Here is a 21960-nt window from a genome sequence, read left to right on the forward strand (position 1 = left end):
ATTTCCCTAGGCTGACATATCGGCGCTCACGCGGTTAAATAAATCAACGTGATTTATTTAATGCGCTGCCGCACGGCGCAACATGGAAGGAGACGCCATGAGAAGCCCGCACATCGGCCAGGGAAGCAATTCGGCCAACGTGCGCCGTTACAACGAGCGCCTGCTGCTGAAGACGCTGCGCCGCGCAGGCAGCGCGTCGAAGGCCGATCTTGCGCGTCTCGCGAGCATGACGGGCACGGCGGTCGGCAGCATCATCGCGTCGCTCGCCGATGCGAAGCTGATCGAATTCGCTGGCCGCACCGAAGGCCAGCGCGGCCAGCCGGCATCGTTGATTCGCCTCGACCCGCGCGGTGCGTTCGGCATCGGCGTCCATCTCGACCGGATGCGAATCGAGACGGCGCTCGTCAACTTCGCGGGCGACGTGCTCGGCCGCCGCTCGCACGACATGCTGCTGCCTCCGCCCGCCGACGTGCTCGAGATCGTGCGTCACGACATCGACGCGATGCAGGCCCTGCTCCCCGACCACGAACGTGCCCGCCTGACCGGCATCGGTGTAGCGCAGCCTTACAACCTCGGCGCGTGGATGCGCGAACTCGGCCTCGCGCCCGATACGTTCCGCGCATGGGAAGACGTCGATTTCGCGAGCGACCTCGGTCGCGCGCTGTCGCTGCCCGTGTTCGGCGAAAACGACGGCAACGCGGCCGCGATCGCCGAGCTGTTCTACGGATACGGCCGGCAGTGCGACGACTTCGTCTACCTGTTCATCGGACCGGCGATCGGCGGCGGCATCGCGATCGACGGCGACTGCCTGCGCGGCGTGACCGGCAATGCGGGCGACATCGCCGTGATTCCCGTGCCGCCGAGCCGGCTGGCGTCCGCGCCGCCGCCGCGCGGCCCGTGGGACATCCTGCTCGCGCGCGCCTCGCTGCACGCGCTCGTACGCCATCTGCGCCATCACGGCGAGACGGTCGAGAATCGCGCCGATCTCGAAGCCTGCATTGCCCGCGGCCTGCCGGCCGTCGACGAATGGATCGACGACTGCGTCGACGCGCTCGCGCCGGCGTTGCGCGCAGTGCTGTGCGTGGTCGATGCGCCGGTAGTCGTGATCGACGCCGATACCGACGCGGGCCTGCTCGACGCGGTCACGACGCGCCTGCGCTCGGCACTGGTTGCCACCGCGCCCGAAGCGCGCGGCACGCCGACGCTCGTGCGCGGCACCTTCGGCGCCGACGCCGGCGCGATCGGCGCGGCCACACTGCCGATGTTCTTCAACTTTTCCCCGCGGGCCGGCATCCTCAAGGGCGCCCGCACCGACTCGCAGGAGGTCAACCATGTCGCGGTCTGAGTCGCCCCGCCCGCTGCTCGAAATGCGCCGGATCAGCAAGACGTTCCCGGCCGTGCGCGCGCTGGACAATGTCAGCCTGACCGTCTATCCGGGCGAGATCCACTCGCTGATGGGCGAGAACGGCGCCGGTAAATCGACGCTGATGAAGATCCTGTCGGGCGCATACCGCGCCGACGCCGGCGGCGAGATCCTGATCGACGGCGAACGCAGCGACATCGACGGCCCGCTCGCCGCGCGCGATGCCGGCGTCGCGGTGATCTACCAGGAACTGTGCCTGTCGCCGAACCTGACCGTCGCGGAAAACATCTACGTCGGCCGCGAACTGCGGCGCGGCAACCGGCGCTGGGGCACGATCGACCGCGCGGCGATGGCGCGCGGCTGCCAGGACGTGCTCGCGCGCCTCGGTGCATCGTTCGGCCCCGAAACGCTCGTCGACACGCTGTCGATCGCCGAACAGCAGCTCGTCGAAATCGCGCGCGCCGTGCACACCCGCGCACGCATCCTGGTGATGGACGAGCCGACGACGCCGCTGTCGTCGCGCGAAACCGAGCACCTGTTCCGCCTGATCCGCCAGTTGCGCGAGGAAGGTCTCGCGATCATCTACATCAGCCACCGGATGGCGGAGATCTACGAACTGTCCGACCGCGTGTCGGTGCTGCGCGACGGCGCATACGTCGGCACGCTCGAACGCGAGTCGCTGTCGGCCGAGCGTCTCGTCGCGATGATGGTCGGCCGCGACATCTCCGGCTTCTACAAGAAGGAACACGCGCCGTACGACCCCGGCCACCTGCTGCTGTCGGTGCGCGACATCGCCGACGGCGCGCGCGTGCGCGGCTGCAGCCTCGACCTGCATGCCGGCGAGGTGCTCGGCATCGCCGGGCTCGTCGGCGCGGGCCGCACCGAACTCGCGCGGCTGATCTTCGGCGCCGAACCGCGCGTGCGCGGCGACGTGAAACTGGGCGACCGCCCGTTCGGCACGCACTCGCCGCGCGACGCGATCGACGCGGGCCTCGTCTACCTGACCGAAGACCGCAAGCGCCAGGGCCTGTTCCTCGACATGAGCGTGCGCGACAACATCAACATTTCCGTCTGCAACCGCGATGCACGGCTCGGCGCGCTCGACCTCGCACGCGGCGCCGAACGCGCGCGCGACGCGATTTCCTCGCTGTCGATCCGCGTACCCCACGCGAACGTCAACGTCGGCGCGCTGTCGGGCGGCAACCAGCAGAAAGTGCTGCTGTCGCGCCTGCTGGAGACGAAACCGCGTGTACTGATCCTCGACGAACCGACGCGCGGCGTCGACATCGGCGCGAAATCCGAGATCTACCGGATCATCAACGAACTGGCCCGTGCCGGCGTGGGCGTGATCGTGATCTCGAGCGAGCTGCCGGAAATCATCGGCGTCGCGGACCGCGTGCTCGTGATGCGCGAAGGCGAGATCGCGGGCGAACTCGGCGGCCACACGCATACGCCCATCACGCAGGAAGCCATCATCGCGCTCGCGACCGGCTCGCAGGCCGAACTCGCCGACGCGCACTGAGCCGCGCTCTTTCATTTGACTCTTACAATTCAGGTTACCGAAATGATCAACCCGACCAAGCAGCGGAACCTCGCTTCCGCGACGGCCCATCCGGTGGGCGATCGTACTCCCCAGTTGCGCACCGCCGATCATCGCGCACGCATGCAGTCGCTGATACGCACCGCCGGCATGCTGCCGGTGCTGCTGGTCCTGTGCGTCGGCTTCGGCTTCCTGACCGACGGCTTCTTCACGCTGCAGAACCTGTCGATCGTCACGCAGCAGGCATCGATCAACATCGTGCTCGCCGCCGGCATGACCTTCGTCATCCTGACGGGCGGTATCGACCTGTCGGTCGGCTCGGTGCTCGCCGCCGCGGCCGTCGCCGCGCTGATCGCGTCGACCATTCCCGGCTGGGGCTGGCTCGGCGTGCCTTTCGCACTCGTCGTCGGCCTCGTGTTCGGCGCGATCAACGGCGGCCTGATCTCGTTCCTGCGCCTGCCGCCGTTCATCGTCACGCTCGGCGCGATGACGGCCGTGCGCGGCGTCGCGCGCCTGATCGGCAACGACACGACCGTGTTCAACCCGCAGTTGCCGTTCGCGTTCATCGGCAACGGCACGATCCTCGGCGTGCCGTGGCTCGTCGTGATCGCGTGCGCGGTGATCGCGATCTCGTGGTTCATCCTGCGCCGTACCGTGCTCGGGATGCGGATCTATTCGGTCGGCGGCAATCCGGAAGCCGCACGCCTGTCGGGCATCAACGTGCGGGCGATCCAGATGTTCGTGTACGCGGCATCGGGGCTGCTCGCGGGCCTCGGCGCGGTGATGTCGGCCGCGCGGCTCTATGCGGCCAACGGCCTGCAGCTCGGCCAGTCCTACGAACTCGACGCGATCGCCGCGGTGATCCTCGGCGGCACGAGTTTCGTCGGCGGCGTCGGCTCGATCGTCGGCACGCTGATCGGCGCGCTGATCATCGCGGTACTGACGAACGGACTCGTGCTGCTCGGCGTGTCCGACATCTGGCAGTACATCATCAAGGGGCTCGTGATCATCGGCGCCGTCGCGCTCGATCGCTACCGCCAGCGCGATTCGGCGCGCACCTGACACCGTTCCCGTCCGTTCAACCTTGCGGCGCAGGCTGGCACGCCTGCGCCCGCCTACCAACCAACCTCACGGAGACACAACGACATGTTCAAGCACAAAGCCGCCCTGACCGCCGTCGCCTGCGCGCTCGCATTCAGCGCTTCCGCCGCGCACGCAGCCGACAAGCCGCTCAAGTCGATCGGCGTCACGGTCGGGTCGCTCGGCAACCCGTACTTCGTCACGATCGTCAAGGGCGCCGAAGCGCGCGCGAAGCAAATCAACCCGAACGCGAAGGTCACGGCCGTGTCGGCCGACTACGACCTGAACAAGCAGTTCACGCAGATCGACAACTTCATCTCCGCGCACGTCGACATGATCCTGCTCAACGCGACCGATCCGAAGGCGATCGAGCCGGCGGTGAAGAAGGCGCAGGCGGCCGGCATCACGGTCGTTGCGGTCGACGTCGCGGCAGCCGGCGCAAACGCGACCGTGCAGACCAACAACGTGAAGGCCGGCGAGCTCGCGTGCGACTACATCGCGAAGAAACTCAACGGCAAGGGCAACGTGATCATCGAGAACGGCCCGCAGGTGTCGGCCGTGATCGATCGCGTCAACGGCTGCAAGACCGCGCTCGCGAAAAACGCGGGCCTCAAGCTGCTGTCGAGCGACCAGGACGGCAAGGGCTCGCGCGAAGGCGGGATGAATGCGATGCAGGGTTACCTGACGCGCTTTCCGAAGCTCGATGCGGTGTTCACGATCAACGACCCGCAGGCGATCGGCAGCGATCTCGCCGCGAAACAGCTGAACCGTCCGGGCATCGTGATCACGTCGGTCGACGGCGCGCCCGATATCGAGGTCGCGCTCAAGTCGAACACGCTCGTGCAGGCGTCGTCGAGCCAGGACCCGTGGGCGATGGCGCAGCAGGCCGTCAACGTCGGCTACGGGATCATGAACGGCCAGAAGCCGGCCAATCCGATGATCCTGATCGAGCCGACGCTCATCACGCGCGACAACGTGAAGACCTACAAGGGCTGGAGCTCCCCGCGCTGATCGCGCCGCCCGTCCGCCGAACCGGGCGGTGCCGGGCCGCGTCGCCGCGCGCGACGGCCCGCGCCGCCCGCCCCGCCCGCTCACACCAACCGCTGCACGGCCGCGCCACAAGGTTTCAACATGACGACGACGCTCCCCCGCCTGATCGTATTCGGCGAAGCGCTGACCGATTTCATCCGCGACGACGCGCAGCGCTGGCACAGCGTCGCCGGCGGCTCATGCTGGAACGTTGCGCGCGTCGGCGCGCGACTCGGCGCGCCGACGGCCTTTGCCGGCACGGTAAGCCGCGACATCTTCGGCGACGAACTGATGCGCAAGAGCGCCGACGCGGGGCTCGACATGCGCTTCATCCGGCAGGTCGACCGCGCGCCGCTGCTCGCGATGGTCGTATCGAAGCAGCCGCCCCACTATTTCTTCATCGGCGAGAACAGCGCCGATCTCGCGTTCGACCCGGCGGACCTGCCCGCCGGCGCACTCGATGCGGCCGAGATCGTGCACATCGGCTCGCTCGGCGTCGTGCGCGAGCCGCTCGCGTCGCGCCTGATCGAGGTGGCGCAGGCCGCGCGCGCGGCCGGCAAGCGGATCTCGTTCGATCCGAACTACCGTGCGCCGATGGCCGCGCCGTCGTATCGCGACACGCTGCGCCGGCTGGCCGCGCTCGCCGACTGGATCAAGGTGTCCGACGAGGATCTTCACGGGCTGTTTCCCGAACTCGACGAAACGGCCGCACTCGCGCAACTGCGCGCGTGGGCGCCCGATGCGACGATGCTCGTCACGCGTGGCGCATCCGGCATGCAGCTCCTGCATCGCGACACCGTGCTGTTCCAGCCCGCGTTCCCGACCGAGGTCGCCGACACGGTCGGCTGCGGCGACGCCAGCATCGGCGGCTGGCTCGCGAGCCAGCTTGCGCGGCCCGATGCATCGGCCGCCGAGCATCTGCATTACGCGGCCGCGTGCGCGGCGGTCGCCTGTGCGCACGCAGGCGCCTATGCGCCGACGGCCGCGGAAGTGGCCGGCATGATCGACGGCACCGTCGCCTCGCTTTCGCAATAGACCGCGCCGCCTCGTCACGCGGCGGTCGTTCCGTCGCCGCCGTCCCGCGGCATGCCGGCCTGCAGCAGTTGAAGACTTTCGTCGACGCTCAGTTCGGACATCGCACCCTCATGCAGCGTATCGTCCGCCGCACGGCGCAATGCGTGCAGCGCGTGCATCTTGAGCCTCACGATCGCGAGCCGCAGCCCGCGCGCCGTGCACTCGGCCGCGAACGTGCGCAACGATTCGATCGTCGTACCGTCGACATCCGGCGTTTCCTCGAGGCTCAGCATCACCGCATGCGTGTCCGGCGCGGCCTTCATCAGCGCGCGCACGCGATTCAGCATCCGGTCCGCGTTCGCGAAGAACAGCTGCGCCTCGGGCCGCACGATCAGCACGCCCGGCACCGGCTTCGCGTCGGCATGGCTCGCGATGTCGACGAAGTCATGGCTGTCGCGCAGCCGGCCGAGCACGCTTACGTTCGGCTCGGACAGCTTGCGCAGCGTCAGCAGCAGGCTCACGCCGATGGCCGCCAGCAGCCCGTGCAGCACGCCGAGCACGAGCACCGCAAGCAGCGCGGCGATCACGACGAGCCGGTCGCGATGCCAGGCCCAGTACGGCTTGAATACGGACGGATGCAGCGAGTGGCTGACCGCGAAGATCACGATCGCCGCGAGCACGGGCTCCGGCGTGCGTGCAAGCTGCGGCAGCAGCAGCCAGACGATCAGCGCGACCACGCCGGCCGCCCACAGGCCGGCGAAGCGCGACTGTGCGCCGGCCGCCTCGTTCGCCGACGTTGCCGAATAGCCGGCGCCGACCGGCATCCCGTGCAGCAGGCCCGACACGAGGTTCGCGCAGCCGAGCGCGACGAGGTCGCGGTTCGGCGACACGCTGTCGCCATGCTTCAGCGCGAAGTTGCGGATCGATCCGTACGACTCCGCGTACAGGATCAGCATCAGCGCGAACGCGAGCTCGACCGTCTGCATCCACGCGTTGCGGTCGAGCTGCGGCAGGCCGAATTCGATGTGCCGGAAATCGATGTTGCCGACGATCGCGATCCCGTATCGCTGCCAGTCGATCGCATAGCCGACAGCGATCGACAGCACGATCACGACGAGCGTCGCGGGCACGCGCGAGCGGCGCCCGAGCACGAACAGCAGCGCCAGCGCGGTTGCGCCGAGCACGACGCTCGCGAGGTTCGCATGCAGGGCGCCGGTGATCAGGTCGAGCACGACATGCGGCGCATCGCCGTGCTGCACGGAAATCGCGAGAATCTTCGGCAACTGCTTGATGACGATCGTCAGTGCGAGCCCGAACGTGAAACCGCGCAGCACGGGCCGCGCGACGAAGTCCGACATGCCGCCGAGCCGCGCGGCGCCCGCCAGGATGAACAGTACGCCCGTCATCGCGACCAGCGCCGCCGCCAGCGCGAGCTGTTCGGCAAGCGTCATCCCCGATTCCGCGAGCACGGTCGCCGCGAGCACGGCAGCGGAAGACGACGTCGACGACACGATCGCGAAGCGGCTGCTGCCCGTGAGCGCATAGACGACGAGCCCGGCCAGCAGCGCGATGAGACCGGCCTGCGGCGGCAGGTTGGCCAGCCCCGCATACGCGACCGCCTCGGGAATCAGCAGGCCCGCGATCGACAGGCCCGCCAGTGCATCGAGGCCGATGCGCCGCGCAGGCGGCGGCGAGGCCGCGTCGAGCGCGGTGAAATGATCGGCATGCTGCGGGCCGGCATCGGGGCGGATCGGGGCGATCGTCATGAGGCGGTCGGCGCCGTGCGCCGGTCAGGGTTTGACCGCGATGACGCCCGACCAGCCGGGCAAATAACGCGCATCCTGGTCGTGCGCGCGGTGCAGCGCGACGTCGAGCGCTTTCGCGAAGTTCTTGCGAATCTGGTCGAGCGACACGTGCTGGCGCAAGTAATCGGCCCACAGGAATTCGCTGAACGGCGTCGCGTCCTTCGCATAGCCGCCCGCCGTGCGCAGTTCGCCTGCAAGGCTGCGGTACGGATCGTCCACGAGCCCCGTCAGCACCTTCGGCAAATGCGCGTAGTCGCGGCGCGCCCCGTCCGCGCCGAACGGATGCACCCACTGGTTATGCTCCATCATCCGCCAGAAGATCGTGTCGTCGAGCCACGACAGATCCTTCAGCAGCATCGCGTTCACGCGCGACTCGCCCTCCTCGATCAGCGCGAGACCGAGATGGTGATGATCGGTGATGTAGTGCAGCCCGTCCGGGCCGAGGACGGCCGGGAACCAGTGCGATTCGATCGCGGCCTTGCGCGCGCGCTTGTCGAGTGCCTTCCAGTGCTTGCGCTTCGCCTTGACTTCGCGATAACCAACCGTCATCTGCGTCGGACGCAGCGTGTCGAGCCTGACGGGAATGAGATGAACGTCGCGGCCGAGTGTCATGGTCGTACCCCATGTTGCGAAATTCCGGCAACGATACTCCTGATCGCGCGAGCCGTTAATACGTCATGACCTCGATACGCCGGCGATTGACGATCTCCGGCAACCGCACACGCGTGCGCGCGATGCCGCGCTACGCGCGCAGATCGCTGCGCTCGAGACGATGGCGAATGTAAGGGATGCCGTCGTGCACGACGCTCACGCGACGCATCCCGAGCTTGCGCGCGACGTTCAGCGAACCGCTGTTGGCCTCGGCGATATCGGCGATCACGCGCGGCAGGCGCACGGTATCGAATGCGTGCCGCACGACGGCCGCCGCGGCCTCGCTTGCGATGCCGCGGCCCCATGTCGTGCGCACGAGCCGCCAGCCGATCTCGACGTCGCGCGCACCGTCCGCATAGTCGGGAATCAGCAGGACCCAGCCGATGAACGCATCGGGTTCGGCCTTCTCGAAGATCGACCAGTAGCCGAGTCCCGGCGGATAGTCGCGCGTGATCCGATGCGTGACGAAGCGGCGATGCTCGACGGGATCGCGCCACGGGCCCGCGATATGCCGTGTGACCTCGGGATCGCGATCCATCGCGATGCACGCGTCGAGATCGGCCAGCACGCGCGGACGCAGCCACAGCCTGGCGGTTTCGAGCACGGGCAGCGCGGCATCGGAACGTTCGTTCATCGGGACTCCTGATTCGGTGACGATGCGCATCGAGCGCATTACAGAACAAATACAAAACGCCTTCCGGAATGATACAGATGCCTGTCGCCGGTCCGGCGCGGCTTCGTTTCAGTTTCCGAAACAGTTCATTTCGTAGGGATTATTCCCGATTCGGCGTTATCGCGCCCCACATCGCGCGGCGTCGCGGCCTACACTCGATCAGTGCCCGCGCACCGCGCAAGCCGGGCCGGCATCCGCATGCCCATCGTGAGCGCGCAAGCCAACGAGGAGACCTCGGACATGAGCTGGACCCGCGAACAACGCAACGTCACGATCGCCGCCTACCTGGGCTGGACGCTCGACGCGTTCGATTTTTTCCTGATGGTTTTCGTGCTGAAGGACATCGCCGCCGAATTCGCGTCGACGATCCCCGCCGTTGCGTTCGCGCTCACGCTGACGCTCGCGATGCGCCCGCTCGGCGCGCTGATCTTCGGCCGGCTCGCCGACCGCTTCGGCCGCCGCCCGACGCTGATGGTCAACATCGCGTGTTATTCGCTGCTCGAGCTCGCGTCGGGTTTCGCGCCGAGCCTGACCGCGCTGCTGGTGCTGCGCGCGCTGTTCGGCATCGCGATGGGCGGCGAATGGGGCGTCGGCTCCGCGCTGACGATGGAAACCGTGCCGACCCATGCGCGCGGTTTCGTGTCGGGACTGCTGCAGGCCGGCTATCCGAGCGGCTATCTGCTCGCGTCCGTCGTGTTCGGCCTCTTCTACCAATACATCGGCTGGCGCGGCATGTTCATGGTCGGCGTGCTGCCCGCGCTGCTCGTGCTGTACGTGCGCACGCACGTGCCCGAATCGCCGGCGTGGAAACAGATGGAGAAACGCCCGCGCCCGAGCCTCGGGACCACGCTGAAGCAGAACTGGAAGCTCACGATCTACGCGATCGTGCTGATGACCGCGTTCAACTTCTTCTCGCACGGCACGCAGGATCTCTATCCGACGTTCCTGCGCGAACAGCATCACTTCGATCCGCATACCGTGTCGTGGATCACGATCGTGCTGAACATCGGCGCGATCGTCGGCGGACTGTCGTTCGGTGCGATCTCGGAACGGATCGGCCGGCGCCGCACGATCTTCATCGCCGCGCTGATCGCACTGCCCGTGCTGCCGCTGTGGGCGTTCTCGAGCGGCCCGGTTGCCCTCGCCGCGGGCGCATTCCTGATGCAGATCTCGGTACAGGGCGCGTGGGGCGTGATTCCGGTCCACCTGAACGAGATCTCGCCCGACGAGATCCGCGCGACCTTCCCCGGCGTCGTCTACCAGCTCGGCAACCTGCTCGCGTCCGGCAACGCGACGATGCAGGCCTCGCTCGCCGTTTCGCACGGCAACAATTACAGCTTCGCGCTCGCGCTCGTGGCCGGCATCGTCGCCGTCGCGATCGCCGTGCTGATCCTGTTCAGCCGCGAGCGGCGCGGCATCGACATGACGCAATCGGTCAATACGCGTAGCACGGTCGGCTGAACCCGCACATTGACGCATCGCACCATCGCGCACGCCCCGCCCCCTCGGGGTCGCGCGCCACGCTTGCCGCAGTTGCACATCGAACTAGAGGGATTTGTCCAGATTCCCCGCTTGCCCGCTCCGCCCGCGTTTTTTTATCTTAATAAAAACGACTGTTTGAATCAGATAATCAAATCACCTGTTCGCGGCCGGGCGACCGGCATGGGAGGCGGAACATGGCAGTAAGTCAGGAGGGGCGGTCATCCGCGGGACGGCCGTCCGGGGCGCGGTCATCCGGCCCTCGGCAAACCGGCGGGACGAAGGCGCGCATCCTCGATGCGGCCGAGGACCTGTTCATCGAGCATGGCTTCGAGGCGATGTCGATGCGGCAGATCACGTCGCGCGCGGCGGTCAACCTCGCGGCGGTCAACTACCACTTCGGCAGCAAGGAAGCGTTGATCCACGCGATGCTGTCGCGCCGGCTCGATCAGCTCAACCAGGAGCGCCTCGGCATCCTCGACCGCTTCGATGCGCAGCTCGGCACGCACATCACCTGCGAGCACGTGCTCGGCGCGATGTTCATTCCCGCGCTGAAGGCGTCGCGCAACCCGGACCGCGGCGGGCCCGGGTTCCTCCGGCTGATCGGCCGCGCGTATACCGATCCGTCGCCGTTCGTGCGCAACTTCCTGACCGCGCACTACGCGAGCGTCGCGGGCCGCTTCTTCGACGCGTTCCAGCGCGCGTTGCCGCACCTGCCGCGCACGGAGCTCGGCTGGCGGCTGCACTTCGCGATCGGCGCGCTGTCCGGCGCGCTCGCGGGGGCCGAGACGGAAAGCCTGATCGACGAGTTCTCGCAAGGCCGCACGATGAACGACGTGCAGATGATCGCGCGGCTGTCGTCGCTGATCGTCGCCGCGCTGAAGGCGCCGATGCCCGACAGCGCTCAACTGTCGATTTTCGCGGCGGTGCTCGACGACGCGGGAGCAAGCGAAGCGTTCGGGCTGCCGTCGGGTGCGGCAGCCGCGGAGACTGCGACGCTGCATTCCGCGAACTGAGCGCGCGAGGCCACGCGCGACTTCCTGTTCACGAATCGATTTAAACGCGGGATCATGCGGCGCGTCGAGGCGCCCGTGTTGATCGCCCGTGAAGCATGGGGCACTGGCAGGCATCGAAGCGCCTGCCCGCGCCGAAAGCAAAGACCGGAGACACGTCATGTCATCTTCCGCAGCAACCGCAGCGGCCCAGGTTCCGCCGAACACCGACGGTATCTGGTACGCGTCATACCCGCCCGGCGTACCGCACGAAATCGACGTCACTCAATACGCATCGCTCGCGCAGTTCTTCGACGAATGCACGACACGCTTCGCCGAGCGCGTCGCCTACGTGAGCGCAGGCGCATCGATGACCTATCGCACGCTCGCGCAGAAAGTCGACGCATTCGCGTCGTATCTGCAAAGCCTCGGCGTGAAACCCGGCGACCGCGTCGCGATCATGCTGCCGAATACGTTCCAGTATCCGGTCGCGCTGTTCGGCACGCTGAAGGCCGGCGCGATCGTCGTCAACGTGAACCCGCTCTATACCGCGCGCGAACTCGCGCACCAGTTGAAGGACAGCGGTGCGCAGACGATCGTCGTGTTCGAGAACTTCGCGAGCACGCTGCAGGAGGCGCTGCCGGAAACGCAGGTGAAGAACATCGTCGTCACCGCGCTCGGCGACCTGCTCGCCGACGGCTTCAATGCGAAAGGACGCCTGATCAATTTCGTGCTGAAGCACGTGAAGAAGCTCGTGCCGGCCTACCACCTGCCGCAGGCGATCCGGCTGCGCTCCGCACTCGCGCTCGGCGCTCGCGTCAAACCGCAGCCGGTGCAGATCACGCGCGACGACCTCGCGTTCCTGCAATATACGGGCGGCACGACCGGCGTCGCGAAAGGCGCGATGCTCACGCACGGCAACCTGATCGCGAACCTGCTGCAGGCGAAGGCATGGATCGCCGACCAGGTCTCGGGCGAAGTCGAAACCGTGCTCACGCCGTTGCCGCTCTATCACATCTATTCGCTGACGGTGAACGCGTTCATCTTCATGGGGCTCGGCGGACGCAACATCCTGATCGCGAACCCGCGCGACATGAAGATGGTGATGAAGATCATCCGCAACGAAACGTTCACGGGAATCACCGGCATCAACACGCTGTACAACGCGTTCCTCGACAACGAGGAATTCCGCAAGCGCGACTTCTCGAAGCTCAAGCTCGCGATGGCAGGCGGGATGGCGATGCAGCGCGCGGTCGCGGAGCGCTTCCAGCAGGTGACGGGCCGGCCGGTGGTCGAAGGCTACGGACTCACCGAATGCTCGCCGATCGTCACGATGAACCCCGTGAACCTGAACGACATGGCCTCGTTCAGCGGTTCGATCGGCCTGCCCGCCCCGTCCACCGTCGTTCGCTTTCGCCGCGAGGACGGTACCTGGGCCGCCATCGGCGAGCCGGGCGAGCTGTGCGTGCACGGTCCGCAGGTGATGCGCGGGTACTGGCAGCGCCCCGACGAGACGGCCAAGGCGATCGATGCCGACGGCTGGCTCGGCACCGGCGACATCGGCGTGATGGACGAACGCGGCTTCATCCGCCTCATCGACCGCAAGAAGGACATGATCCTCGTGTCGGGCTTCAACGTGTATCCGAACGAGATCGAGGAAGTGCTCGTGATGCATCCGGGCATCAGCGAGGCCGCCGCGATCGGCATTCCCGACGAGGTGCAGGGCGAACGGATCAAGGTGTTCGTCGTGCGCCGCGACCCGTCGCTCACCGTCGACGACGTGCTCGCGCACTGCCGCAAGAACCTGACCGGCTACAAGATGCCGAAATTCGTCGAGTTCCGCGACGCACTGCCGCAGACGAACGTCGGCAAGATCCTGCGCCGCGCGCTGCGCGACGAGGAACTCGCCAGGATCAAGGCCGCGAAGCAAGACTGAACGATCCATCGCTCCGGGAGATGCTGTCGATGAACGCAGGAAAGAAGCGCAGCGCGCGGCATGCCGCCGTGGCAGTCGCGTGCATGCTGTCGCTCGCTCTGCCGGGCCTGCATGCGCAGGAAACGGCCGACGCCGCGAGCGTGGCACAGGAGGTCGCGCTGCCGGCGGACCTGGCGAAAATCACGCGCGAGCCGGTCGCGCAACAGGCGCGCTGGCTGCGCACGGCCGCGCAGCACGGCACGCTCGCGCAGCTCGATGACGCGACGCTCACGACGCTCTTCAAGGCGCTCGACCCGCTCGCCGTGCCGCTCTATATCCGTAGTGGCCCTAACGGCTATCCGTCGTACCAGTTCACGATGGTGCGTCAGGAGCGCATCAGCGGGAAATGGTCCGACACGCCCGACCGCATGCTCGTGAAAACCACCCGCGAGCCGCTTCGGGTGTACGCGAAATGGCTGCCGGGCGGCGCGCATGCCGGACAGGAGACGATCTACGACACGACGCAGCGCAAGGACGAGATGTATGGCCATCTCGGCGGCCTGCTCGGCAAGATTCCGTTGTGGACGGCGCTCGACGGCGCGCTCGCGCGCGCCCAGTCGAATCACCAGGTGAAGGATCTCGGCACCGAGTTCATCACGAACCTGTACCTGACCGAAGGGAAGAAATACCAGGAAGCCGGCGTGCAGCGGCCGATCCGGGTGGAGGCAAAAACGATCGGCGGCGTGCGCGTCGTCGCGCTCACCTACGAAACGCCGACCGGCCGGCCGCAGTTCTACGCGAAGAAGGAAGTCCTCGGGCTCGACTTGCACGCGCCCTATTTCCGGACCGTCGAGTCCTACGACAACGACGGCAAGATCTTCGAGCGGATCGTCATCGAGAAAATCGCGCCGGCGATGCTCGACGACACCGCATTCGACCCGAAAAACCCCGACTACGCGTTCTGATGCGCACCGGCGGGGCCGACCTCGGGTTCAATCGTCGTCGTCGTCGCCGTGGTGCTTGCGCCAATGCTTGTAATAGTGCTTGCGCCACTTCCGGTAGCGATCGTCGTCGTCATCGCCGTAATAGCCGTATCCGTAGCCCGGATAGGCGACCACGGCCGGCTGCGGCGCCACATAGACCGGCGCCGGCTCGACATAGACCGGCGCGACCGGTACGCCGATGCCGACCGACAGGTCGACATGCCCCGCCATTGCACTTCCGGAAGCCAGCAACGCCATGCCCCCGACCAACCCTGCAACTTGACTCTTGTTCATGCTCCGGATCCCTGATAAGCCGGCCCGCCCGGCTCGCGCGACCAAATGTAAGCGCCGGGCGCGCACCGAGGTGATACGGCGCTGCGAGAGTCGTAACGCGACGTAACGAAACGGCTTTGGCCGTTCGGCCGAATCGCGAAAATGCGCCGGAACGTCTATAGTGGGTTACGGTTCGACACAATCACGACTGCGCGCTTCCCTATCGAACAGGGTAGAATTCCGCCAAACGCCTTGTGGACGAACACGCCACACACACGCACAACATATTCTCTGACGCAGGCTCCTGCCGCACCTCAATGGCCAATCCCGCAGAATCCCATCCGCAAAACGACTTCATCAATTCGGCGCGCAAGGAACGTAAGCGTGTTGAAATCTATCTCGTCAACGGCATTCGTCTGACGGGATGTATCGAGTCGTTCGACCAGTACCTGGTGATGCTGCGCACCCCCGTGGGTTTGCAAGGCATCTACAAGCGCGCGATTTCCACGATTCAGCTCGACACGGGCGGCTCGCGCCCGGGCGGCGGCGGCCCCCGCGGCCCGCGCACCGGCGGGCGCCCCGGCGGCCGTGAAGGCGGCGGCCACAGCCCGTACGGCTCGCACGGCGGCCCGCGCGAATCGCGTGGCGACGGCGGCGGCTACGGTTCCCGCGAACCGCGCGAAGGCTATGGCTCCCGCGAGCCGCGTGAAGGTTACGGCTCGCGTGAACCGCGCGAAGGCTACGGCGCACCGCGCGAACCCCGTGAGCCGCGCGAAAGCTACGGCGCGCCGCGCGACACCGGCGACGCGTCCGGCAACACAACACCGTCGGATGCACGCGGCGGCAACGGGCCGGTGATCGTCACGCGCCGCCGGCGAATCGTGCCGGACGGCCAGTAAAACAAAAGGGCAAGCCAACGGGCTTGCCCTTTTCTCTTGTGCGGCCGGCGCGGCATGTCGCCGCACCGCCATTCTCGGCTCAGCGTGCCGTCCTCGGCAGGCCCGCGTCGGCCTCGCGCTGCAGCGAGCGCACCTGCTGCTGCAACGCGCGCAGTTGCGACTGGAGTTCGGCCTGCTGCGCCTGCAACGCGACCGTCTCGCTGCGTACGCTCTTCTGGCGATCCGCGACCGCTGCCTGCTGCTGGCGTGCGATCGAGATATCGGCCTGCAGACGCCGAGCCCGGTCCTGCGTGACTTCGATCTGCTTGTCCATTTGCGCCTTCTGCGACTCCAGCTTCGTCGCCCGAAGTTCGTTGACGGCCAGCCGCTCCGCCTGACGCGAGAAGTCGCGATAGATCGCTTCCGCCCGCGTTTCGTCATAAGTCTTGATCACGCGCCAGAATGCCTTCTGCTGGAACAGCGCGACGAAGTACGCACCGTCCTTCACGTTGAACAGCAGGCTCGCACCGTAGCTGCCGTCGTAGCTCGTGCGCATTTCCGTCAGCGTGTGCGCCTGGATCTGGCGCTGCAGATCGTCGACCGTGCTCGGCCCCGTCGTCTCGCCCGCCTGTGGCTGCACCGACGTCTGGACCTGCGAATCGATCACCGGAATCGCAGCCACAGGCGCCGACGCCTGCTGCACCGCCGGCGAATCGCTGCCTGCCAGCCCCTGCGCGTAAGCGCCCTGCATGCCCCCCACCATGGCGAACAACACACACGCCCGCCCCAACCCCGTCATATGGCTCATGAAGTTTTTATTCCCCGCCCGAGTCGTTGTAATCCAGCGCGATTTTATCTCATTAATTATTCGCTTTCGCGTGTCTCGGGCTCTTCGTCGAAGATCTGATATTTGCGCATTTTTTCCCACAACACCTTGCGGCTGATGCCGAGCTGCTGCGCAGTATCCTGACGCCGCCAACCGTTTGCGTCGAGCGCCGCGATGACGCGATTGCGCTCGTTCATGTCCCACTTGCTGCGATCGACGAAGACCTCGGCCGCACTCTCCGCCGGCACCGGCTGTGCCGAGCTGCGCGCGTGCGCAATCAGCCGCTGCAGCCGCGCGGCATCCCAGCCGCCCGTCTGACGCACCGTTACGCCGACACGCTCGGCGAGATTGCGCAATTCGCGCACGTTGCCGGGGAAATAGCTGTCCGCGACCGAATCCGTCAGCCAGTACGGCAGATCCGACAACTCGGCGAGCCGGTCCTCGCCGACGACCTGCGCGACGAACGACTTGAACAGCGCGATCTTGTCGACCGCGCCGCGCTCTTCCAGTGACGGAATGCTCAGCTCGATCACCGCGAGCCGATAGTAGAGATCCGCTCGGAACAGGCCTTCCTTCACGAGCTGCGGCAGCTTCTTGTTGCTCGCCGCGACCAGACGGAAATCGACCTTGACCGACGTCGCCGCGCCGACGCGCAGCACCGCGCCGTCCTCGAGCACGCGCAGCAGCTTGACCTGCTGGTACAGCGGCAGATCGCCGACTTCGTCGAGGAACAGCGTGCCGCCCGCCGCCTGCTCGAAATAGCCTTTATGCGCAACAACCGCGCCCGTGAACGAGCCTTTCGCATGGCCGAAGAACAGCGATTCGAACAGCCCGTCCGGAATCGCGCCGCAGTTCACCGGTACGAATTCGCCGTGCCGGTAGCGCGAATGCTTTTCGTGCAGCAGTTGCGCGATGCGCTCCTTGCCGACGCCGGTTTCGCCGTGCAGCAACACGTTGGTGTCGCAGTCGGCGAACGTATCGACTTCGTGCAGCAGCGCCTGCATCGATTCCGAGTGTGCGACGAGCTCGGACGGCTGTAACGTTTCGGCCGCGTGCGCACGCAGTTGCGTGACGAGCTTGCCGATCATGCCGCGCAGTTCGGCACACGTGAAGTCGAGCGGCAGGATGTGCGAATACTCGGGCGGATACTGCGACGCGTCGTGGTCGCGCGCCGCGCCGACCCAGACGACCGGCATGCCGATATTGGCCTGCCAGTCGCGCAGGAACGCCGCGCCGGTTTCGATCATCGACACGCTGATGATCGCCAGCGACGGCCGCAACGCGGCGCGTTCGGGCGAAATCTCCGCGTTGTCGGCACGGATCACTTCGACGTCGAAGCTCGCCATGCACCGGGCGACGCGGTCGACGATGTCCGCTTTGCCTTCCCAGACGTAGAGGTCGAGTTCTGCGATTGCGGGGGCGTTTCTCATCTTCATCAGTAAACCGTTTGGGCGACCCCGCAACTAAGCGAGATCTGATGGACCGTCGCTGCGCCGACCTGAACGCCGAGCAGATTCAACAGTGGAACGAGGACAGCGTCCAGACTCGAAAGGAGCGGGCCGATCGGGTTTGTCAGAAATGTCAGCAACGTAGACAAGAACGTTGACGGAAGCGACAGAAGATTCACTCCACCCAAGCCGATGTTGGCGGTGATCTTCGCGACCGCGAGTTGACTCAGAGCGGAGCTGAGGGCCGAACCGAGCGCATTTGAGTTCACCGTCCAATAGTTTGCATCGGTTCCGGATACGCCATTGAACGTATGCGATCGAGACGCGCCTTGCACCGAGACCGATACGTTGGACATCGAAGCCGTCAACTGTGCAAGGCCGAGCACATTCGCGTTGATGATCTGCGCAGGCGACGAACAACTGTAGCTTGACGACAAGCTGATCTTGCCGGACGCATCGAGCGGCGGCTGGCCAATGCACAGATTGGCAACGCCCGGTTGCGCGGTAATGACGACAGCGCTCGTTGCCTGCGTGGATGCACATTGTGTCGAGTTCAGCCACGCGGTGCCGGTGCCGACTTGCAGGTAGATCGGAAGATTGACGTCGACGCCCACATTGATCGCTCCCAGCAACGCCCCGACGACGGGCAACTGCGTCGTGCCGAGATCGACGTTGAGATACACCCCCACAGCGGCGGTGGATGCCTTCGTCCGCAAAGTGCCGGTCGTGGGATCGATGCCGCCCTCCCCGATGCCGATAGACGGGGGACTAATGATCTGAACCTGCAGTTGCGTGCCCGTCAGTCCGCCGAGATTCAGCGACGGCACGTTGACTGTCACTGCCGGCTTGCCGGCCGCAGCGATCTCCGCACCGACGAGCAACAGATCGAGCAGATCCACCTGTGCGTCGAGTGCAGCCTGCGTATTCGCGAGCGCGACGTTGAGCAGGCCACCTGTCCCACCCAGGCTGATCGACGTGCCGGGAACCTTAGCGGCCAGGATCGCCTGCAATGCACCAAGGCTCGCCTGCAGGTTTGCGTTCGCGACGGTCGTCCGCGTCGCCGCGTCCGCCATCAACTGGAGCAACTGAGGCAACGTGAGCTTCAGTGCAAGTAGCTGATCGACCGTGCCGACACCCGCCGCGACGACAAGGTCGCCCACCTTCACGTTCGTGCATGCAAGTGCCTGATACGAGCCAATATTGAGGTTCAGGCTCGCGCCGAGCAGCGCCGCGATCAGCCCGTTTACGAGGCCTGGATTGCCGGACGTCGGTACCGAGCCGCCGGTGCAACCGACGCCACCGAGCGCCGCAATGGTTGCGCCGACCGAGAACGTATCGATGTTCGTCGAGCGCGCGGTCGATACTGCCGACACCGTTCGATCGGGTCCGACAAAGAAGAATGGCACCTGTCTTGTGATCGTCACCTTGACCGCATTCAATTGCGTCGTTCCGGCACCCGCGGACGCAAAATAGCTCGGCGCCGGGTTGACCGCCGCGTCCCAACGACCACAGACGATCGCAAGCGTGTCGCCTTTCGACGGGTTCAGCCCGTTCGACTGCGCATTGCTGTTCGCGGTCGTTCCCGGCTGCGAGCATGCATCGTCCATTCGCTGCACGGCCGCAAGCGCAGCCATGTCGGCGATCCGCTGCACGTCGCGACGCTGATAAAACAGGTTGCCAACACCGATGACACCGAGCGTCGTGACGGCGACGAGCAACCCGATGATCGCCATCACCGAGAATGCGCCGCGCTGTCCTGATGCGCGCCGACGCGCACGCCCACCGTACCGGGTATTCACTATCTCGCTCCGTCAGTGTGCGAGTTCGCCGCCGGCCGGACCGCCACTACCACTGCCGCCGCTCGTCGTCGACATCGTACCGAACCACGTCGGAATCGGCGTCTTGAACGTGTCGAGATAGCGCTGGTACGCATACGTTCCAGCAGCACCATCAATCGGCTGCGGTGCGGCGGCCACGCGATTCGAGCGCTGCAGCTCGAACCATGCATTCGTCGAATGGTCGATCTCGGACGCCGGTGCACTGCTTTGCGCATAAGCGCTACCCGCACAAAGCAAACTCGCGAGTGCTACGCACGCCGCACTCATGCGAATCGATGAAAGGTGAAACATGATGGCCTCCATGAATATCTTCGTTATCGCGCAAAACGCTGCAGCAGCGGCACGGAAAGATCCAATCCGTCGCCGCTTGCGACCGGCTGTGCTGACGTGCCGTGCGGCGCTCGCATGGCTGCAAGTTGCTTCGCGCGCGCCGCAGCGGCAATTTTCGCCGCATCGTCGCGAATCTCGTTGCGCACCGCGGGCGATAGTTTTTGCTGATCCATCAGCCGACGCGCGTCCTTCGCACGGCCGCTTGCAAGCAGGTACAGCGCCAGATTGCTGAGGATTTTGGGGCTCTTCTGATCGAGTTCGGCCGCCTTCAGCAGCGGCACGCGCCCGGCCTGCAGGTCACCGTCGCGCATCCGCGCATACGCGAGATCGGACAGCGTCGCCGCATCGGTCGGTGCAAGTGCGCATGCCTGATCAAGTTGCTGCGCGGCAAGCGCGAAGTCTCCTTGCACGCCTGCGATCAGGCCGAGCCCGCGATATCCGCGCGCGGCAAGCGGCGTCGTCAACAGTTTCGTGTATGCGGCTATTCCGGCGTCGTACTGACCAGTCGCTCGCAATGCATCCGCACGAAGCAGGATCGTGTCCGGCGAGATGCCATATTGCTTCTCGTACTGATCGATATGCGCAAGTGATGCGAAATAGAGCCCCTGACCTTGCATCCGCTCGATCAGCCCGAGATACATGCCCGGCGTATCCGGCGGGGCATTCTTGTCGGCGGCCGCCTGCATCAACGCGCCACGTTCGGCCTGCGCCCCGATTCCGTAACCAGATTCCTTGAACAGCGAACACCCGCTGGCAAGCAGCGCAAGCGCTGCCGCACCTGCGATCGTGCGGATCCTTCCAAATCGATTCATCTCGTGTTGCTCCTTCCCTTCACACCGCGTCAACGTTGGAACGCGGCAAGCGCGGACAGCACGGTCATGATCCCCGGCCCCGCGGTGACGATCAGCAACGCGGGCAACAATGTGACGATCATCACGCCAGTCATCTTTACCGTCAGGCGACCGATCCGCTCACGCAGCAATGCTCGCCGCCCTTCGCGTAGCCGGTCGCCGAACTGCTTCAGCGGCTCCTGTACCGCGCCACCGTGCTTGTCGACCTGAATCAGCAAGCGCACGACTGCGCGCAGATCCTCGTTGTCGAAACTGTTCGTGAGCCGTTGCAATGACTGTTCACGGGTACGCCCGGCCGCAAACTGCCGCTGTGCAACGCCAAGCTCCCACGACAGTACCGGCAGCATCGTCCGAAAATCGTGCGTGATGACCTGGATGCTCTGATCCAACGACAGGCCGACGCCCTGCAGCAATCTCAGCATGTCGACAAGGAGCGGCAATTCGGCCGAAACGCCTTGCCGGCGCTCAGCTGCCCGTCGGCGCACGTAGATCTTCGGCAACATAAATCCGATTACAAACGCGACGCAGGTCGACAGCAGCCAGCGTGATCCCGAGGCCCGACCAGCGAGAAGTCCCCCGACGAACACCGGCAGCCCGACCGCGAATGCGATTCGCGCACTGAGAAACAGGCCACGTGCCCGAGCTTCGACGAAGCCGCACTGCTCCAGCATTTGACGATCTTCGTCGGCAAACAGATAGCGGCCGACGCCAGTGTCGAGCCATCGCATCCCGGCGTCCTCGAGACACTCTCGCAACCTCGCAAAACGCGTACGCGTCGCAGGCGGCACGGCGACCTCACGCCTGGGCTCGGCCGAACCCGCGCGCGCCGCGGCCGCTTCAACCGCAGCCGTGCGGCGATCGAGCGCCTTCAGCAGCGTGCGCTCGGCACGCTGCTGCAGCGTCACGCGAACGATCGCAAGCGCCGCGAGCAGCAGCATGCCGATCGCTCCAAGCACGAGCGCAAGCGCGCCCAAACGATTTGCCTCCATCTC

General features: G+C 66.0%; 20 protein-coding genes. 10 read left to right on the top strand and 10 right to left on the bottom strand.

Annotation, left to right across the window (positions count from 1 at the left end):
- Positions 1–97: 97 nt before the first annotated feature.
- The 5 genes from DM992_RS13475 (at position 98) to DM992_RS13495 (ending at position 6047) form a co-directional block, all read left to right on the top strand.
- A complete protein-coding gene (locus DM992_RS13475; protein ID WP_111017921.1) occupies positions 98–1345 on the top strand; it encodes an ROK family protein in 1248 nt (415 codons plus the stop codon).
- Entirely contained in the window at positions 1332–2885 is a 1554-nt protein-coding gene (locus tag DM992_RS13480) for a sugar ABC transporter ATP-binding protein (protein ID WP_111017177.1), read from the top strand. The genes DM992_RS13475 and DM992_RS13480 overlap by 14 nt, the downstream gene beginning before the upstream one ends.
- 42 nt (positions 2886–2927) lie before the next feature.
- Entirely contained in the window at positions 2928–3965 is a 1038-nt protein-coding gene (locus tag DM992_RS13485) for a ribose ABC transporter permease (RefSeq protein ID WP_034184063.1), read from the top strand.
- A gap of 84 nt (positions 3966–4049) precedes the next feature.
- Entirely contained in the window at positions 4050–4994 is a 945-nt protein-coding gene (locus tag DM992_RS13490) for an ABC transporter substrate-binding protein (protein WP_111017178.1), read from the top strand.
- A gap of 120 nt (positions 4995–5114) precedes the next feature.
- Positions 5115–6047: a carbohydrate kinase gene (locus DM992_RS13495; protein ID WP_111017179.1), complete on the top strand. Its 933-nt coding sequence runs from the start codon at positions 5115–5117 to the stop codon at positions 6045–6047.
- A 14-nt stretch (positions 6048–6061) separates the two neighbouring features.
- Here DM992_RS13495 and DM992_RS13500 read toward each other — a convergent pair whose 3' ends face one another.
- From DM992_RS13500 to DM992_RS13510, 3 genes are all read right to left on the bottom strand, one after another.
- Positions 6062–7792, bottom strand: coding sequence for a SulP family inorganic anion transporter (locus DM992_RS13500; RefSeq protein WP_111017180.1), 1731 nt, complete (start codon positions 7790–7792; stop codon positions 6062–6064).
- A 24-nt stretch (positions 7793–7816) separates the two neighbouring features.
- Positions 7817–8443, bottom strand: coding sequence for a ParB-like protein (locus DM992_RS13505; protein WP_111017181.1), 627 nt, complete (start codon positions 8441–8443; stop codon positions 7817–7819).
- A gap of 130 nt (positions 8444–8573) precedes the next feature.
- The gene (locus tag DM992_RS13510) at positions 8574–9116 is read right to left on the bottom strand and encodes a GNAT family N-acetyltransferase (RefSeq protein ID WP_111017922.1); all 543 of its coding nucleotides are present in this window, start codon (positions 9114–9116) and stop codon (positions 8574–8576) included.
- Positions 9117–9395: 279 nt separating this feature from the next.
- On the opposite strand from DM992_RS13510, the gene DM992_RS13515 reads away from it, so the two are divergent.
- The 4 genes from DM992_RS13515 (at position 9396) to DM992_RS13530 (ending at position 14506) form a co-directional block, all read left to right on the top strand.
- A complete protein-coding gene (locus tag DM992_RS13515) occupies positions 9396–10616 on the top strand; it encodes an MFS transporter (RefSeq protein WP_111017923.1) in 1221 nt (406 codons plus the stop codon).
- Positions 10617–10831: 215 nt separating this feature from the next.
- The gene (locus DM992_RS13520) at positions 10832–11650 is read left to right on the top strand and encodes a TetR/AcrR family transcriptional regulator (protein WP_111017182.1); all 819 of its coding nucleotides are present in this window, start codon (positions 10832–10834) and stop codon (positions 11648–11650) included.
- A 157-nt stretch (positions 11651–11807) separates the two neighbouring features.
- Complete coding sequence (locus tag DM992_RS13525) at positions 11808–13562, top strand: AMP-binding protein (protein WP_111017183.1); 1755 nt, start codon at positions 11808–11810, stop codon at positions 13560–13562.
- A 29-nt stretch (positions 13563–13591) separates the two neighbouring features.
- On the top strand, positions 13592–14506 hold the full coding sequence (locus DM992_RS13530; RefSeq protein WP_111017924.1) for a DUF1571 domain-containing protein: 915 nt from the start codon (positions 13592–13594) through the stop codon (positions 14504–14506).
- Between the two features lie 27 nt (positions 14507–14533).
- Here DM992_RS13530 and DM992_RS13535 read toward each other — a convergent pair whose 3' ends face one another.
- Positions 14534–14818 (bottom strand): PXPV repeat protein, encoded by a 285-nt coding sequence (locus DM992_RS13535; RefSeq protein ID WP_072441647.1) that lies wholly within the window; start codon positions 14816–14818, stop codon positions 14534–14536.
- A gap of 296 nt (positions 14819–15114) precedes the next feature.
- On the opposite strand from DM992_RS13535, the gene hfq reads away from it, so the two are divergent.
- Complete coding sequence (gene hfq, locus DM992_RS13540; RefSeq protein ID WP_111017184.1) at positions 15115–15696, top strand: RNA chaperone Hfq; 582 nt, start codon at positions 15115–15117, stop codon at positions 15694–15696.
- Positions 15697–15775: 79 nt separating this feature from the next.
- Here the strand turns inward: hfq and DM992_RS13545 are convergent, their stop codons facing one another.
- The 6 genes from DM992_RS13545 to DM992_RS13570 are packed head-to-tail and all read right to left on the bottom strand — an operon-like array spanning position 15776 to position 21957.
- Positions 15776–16483 carry a DUF2968 domain-containing protein gene (locus DM992_RS13545; protein WP_111017185.1) on the bottom strand — a complete coding sequence of 236 codons (708 nt, stop codon included), beginning with the start codon at positions 16481–16483 and terminating at the stop codon, positions 15776–15778.
- Between the two features lie 56 nt (positions 16484–16539).
- Complete coding sequence (locus tag DM992_RS13550; RefSeq protein WP_111017925.1) at positions 16540–17931, bottom strand: sigma-54 dependent transcriptional regulator; 1392 nt, start codon at positions 17929–17931, stop codon at positions 16540–16542.
- Positions 17932–17936: 5 nt separating this feature from the next.
- Positions 17937–19748, bottom strand: a complete 1812-nt coding sequence (locus DM992_RS13555; RefSeq protein WP_204356084.1) for a TadG family pilus assembly protein — start codon at positions 19746–19748, stop codon at positions 17937–17939.
- Positions 19749–19760: 12 nt separating this feature from the next.
- Positions 19761–20078, bottom strand: a complete 318-nt coding sequence (locus DM992_RS13560; protein WP_111017926.1) for a DUF3613 domain-containing protein — start codon at positions 20076–20078, stop codon at positions 19761–19763.
- A gap of 23 nt (positions 20079–20101) precedes the next feature.
- Positions 20102–20929, bottom strand: a complete 828-nt coding sequence (locus tag DM992_RS13565; protein ID WP_111017187.1) for a pilus assembly protein — start codon at positions 20927–20929, stop codon at positions 20102–20104.
- A gap of 29 nt (positions 20930–20958) precedes the next feature.
- Positions 20959–21957 carry a type II secretion system F family protein gene (locus DM992_RS13570; RefSeq protein WP_111017188.1) on the bottom strand — a complete coding sequence of 333 codons (999 nt, stop codon included), beginning with the start codon at positions 21955–21957 and terminating at the stop codon, positions 20959–20961.
- Positions 21958–21960: the final 3 nt, after the last annotated feature.

It is taken from the genome of Burkholderia sp. JP2-270 (assembly GCF_003233675.1).
In the GTDB taxonomy this organism is placed as follows: domain Bacteria; phylum Pseudomonadota; class Gammaproteobacteria; order Burkholderiales; family Burkholderiaceae; genus Burkholderia; species Burkholderia pyrrocinia_C.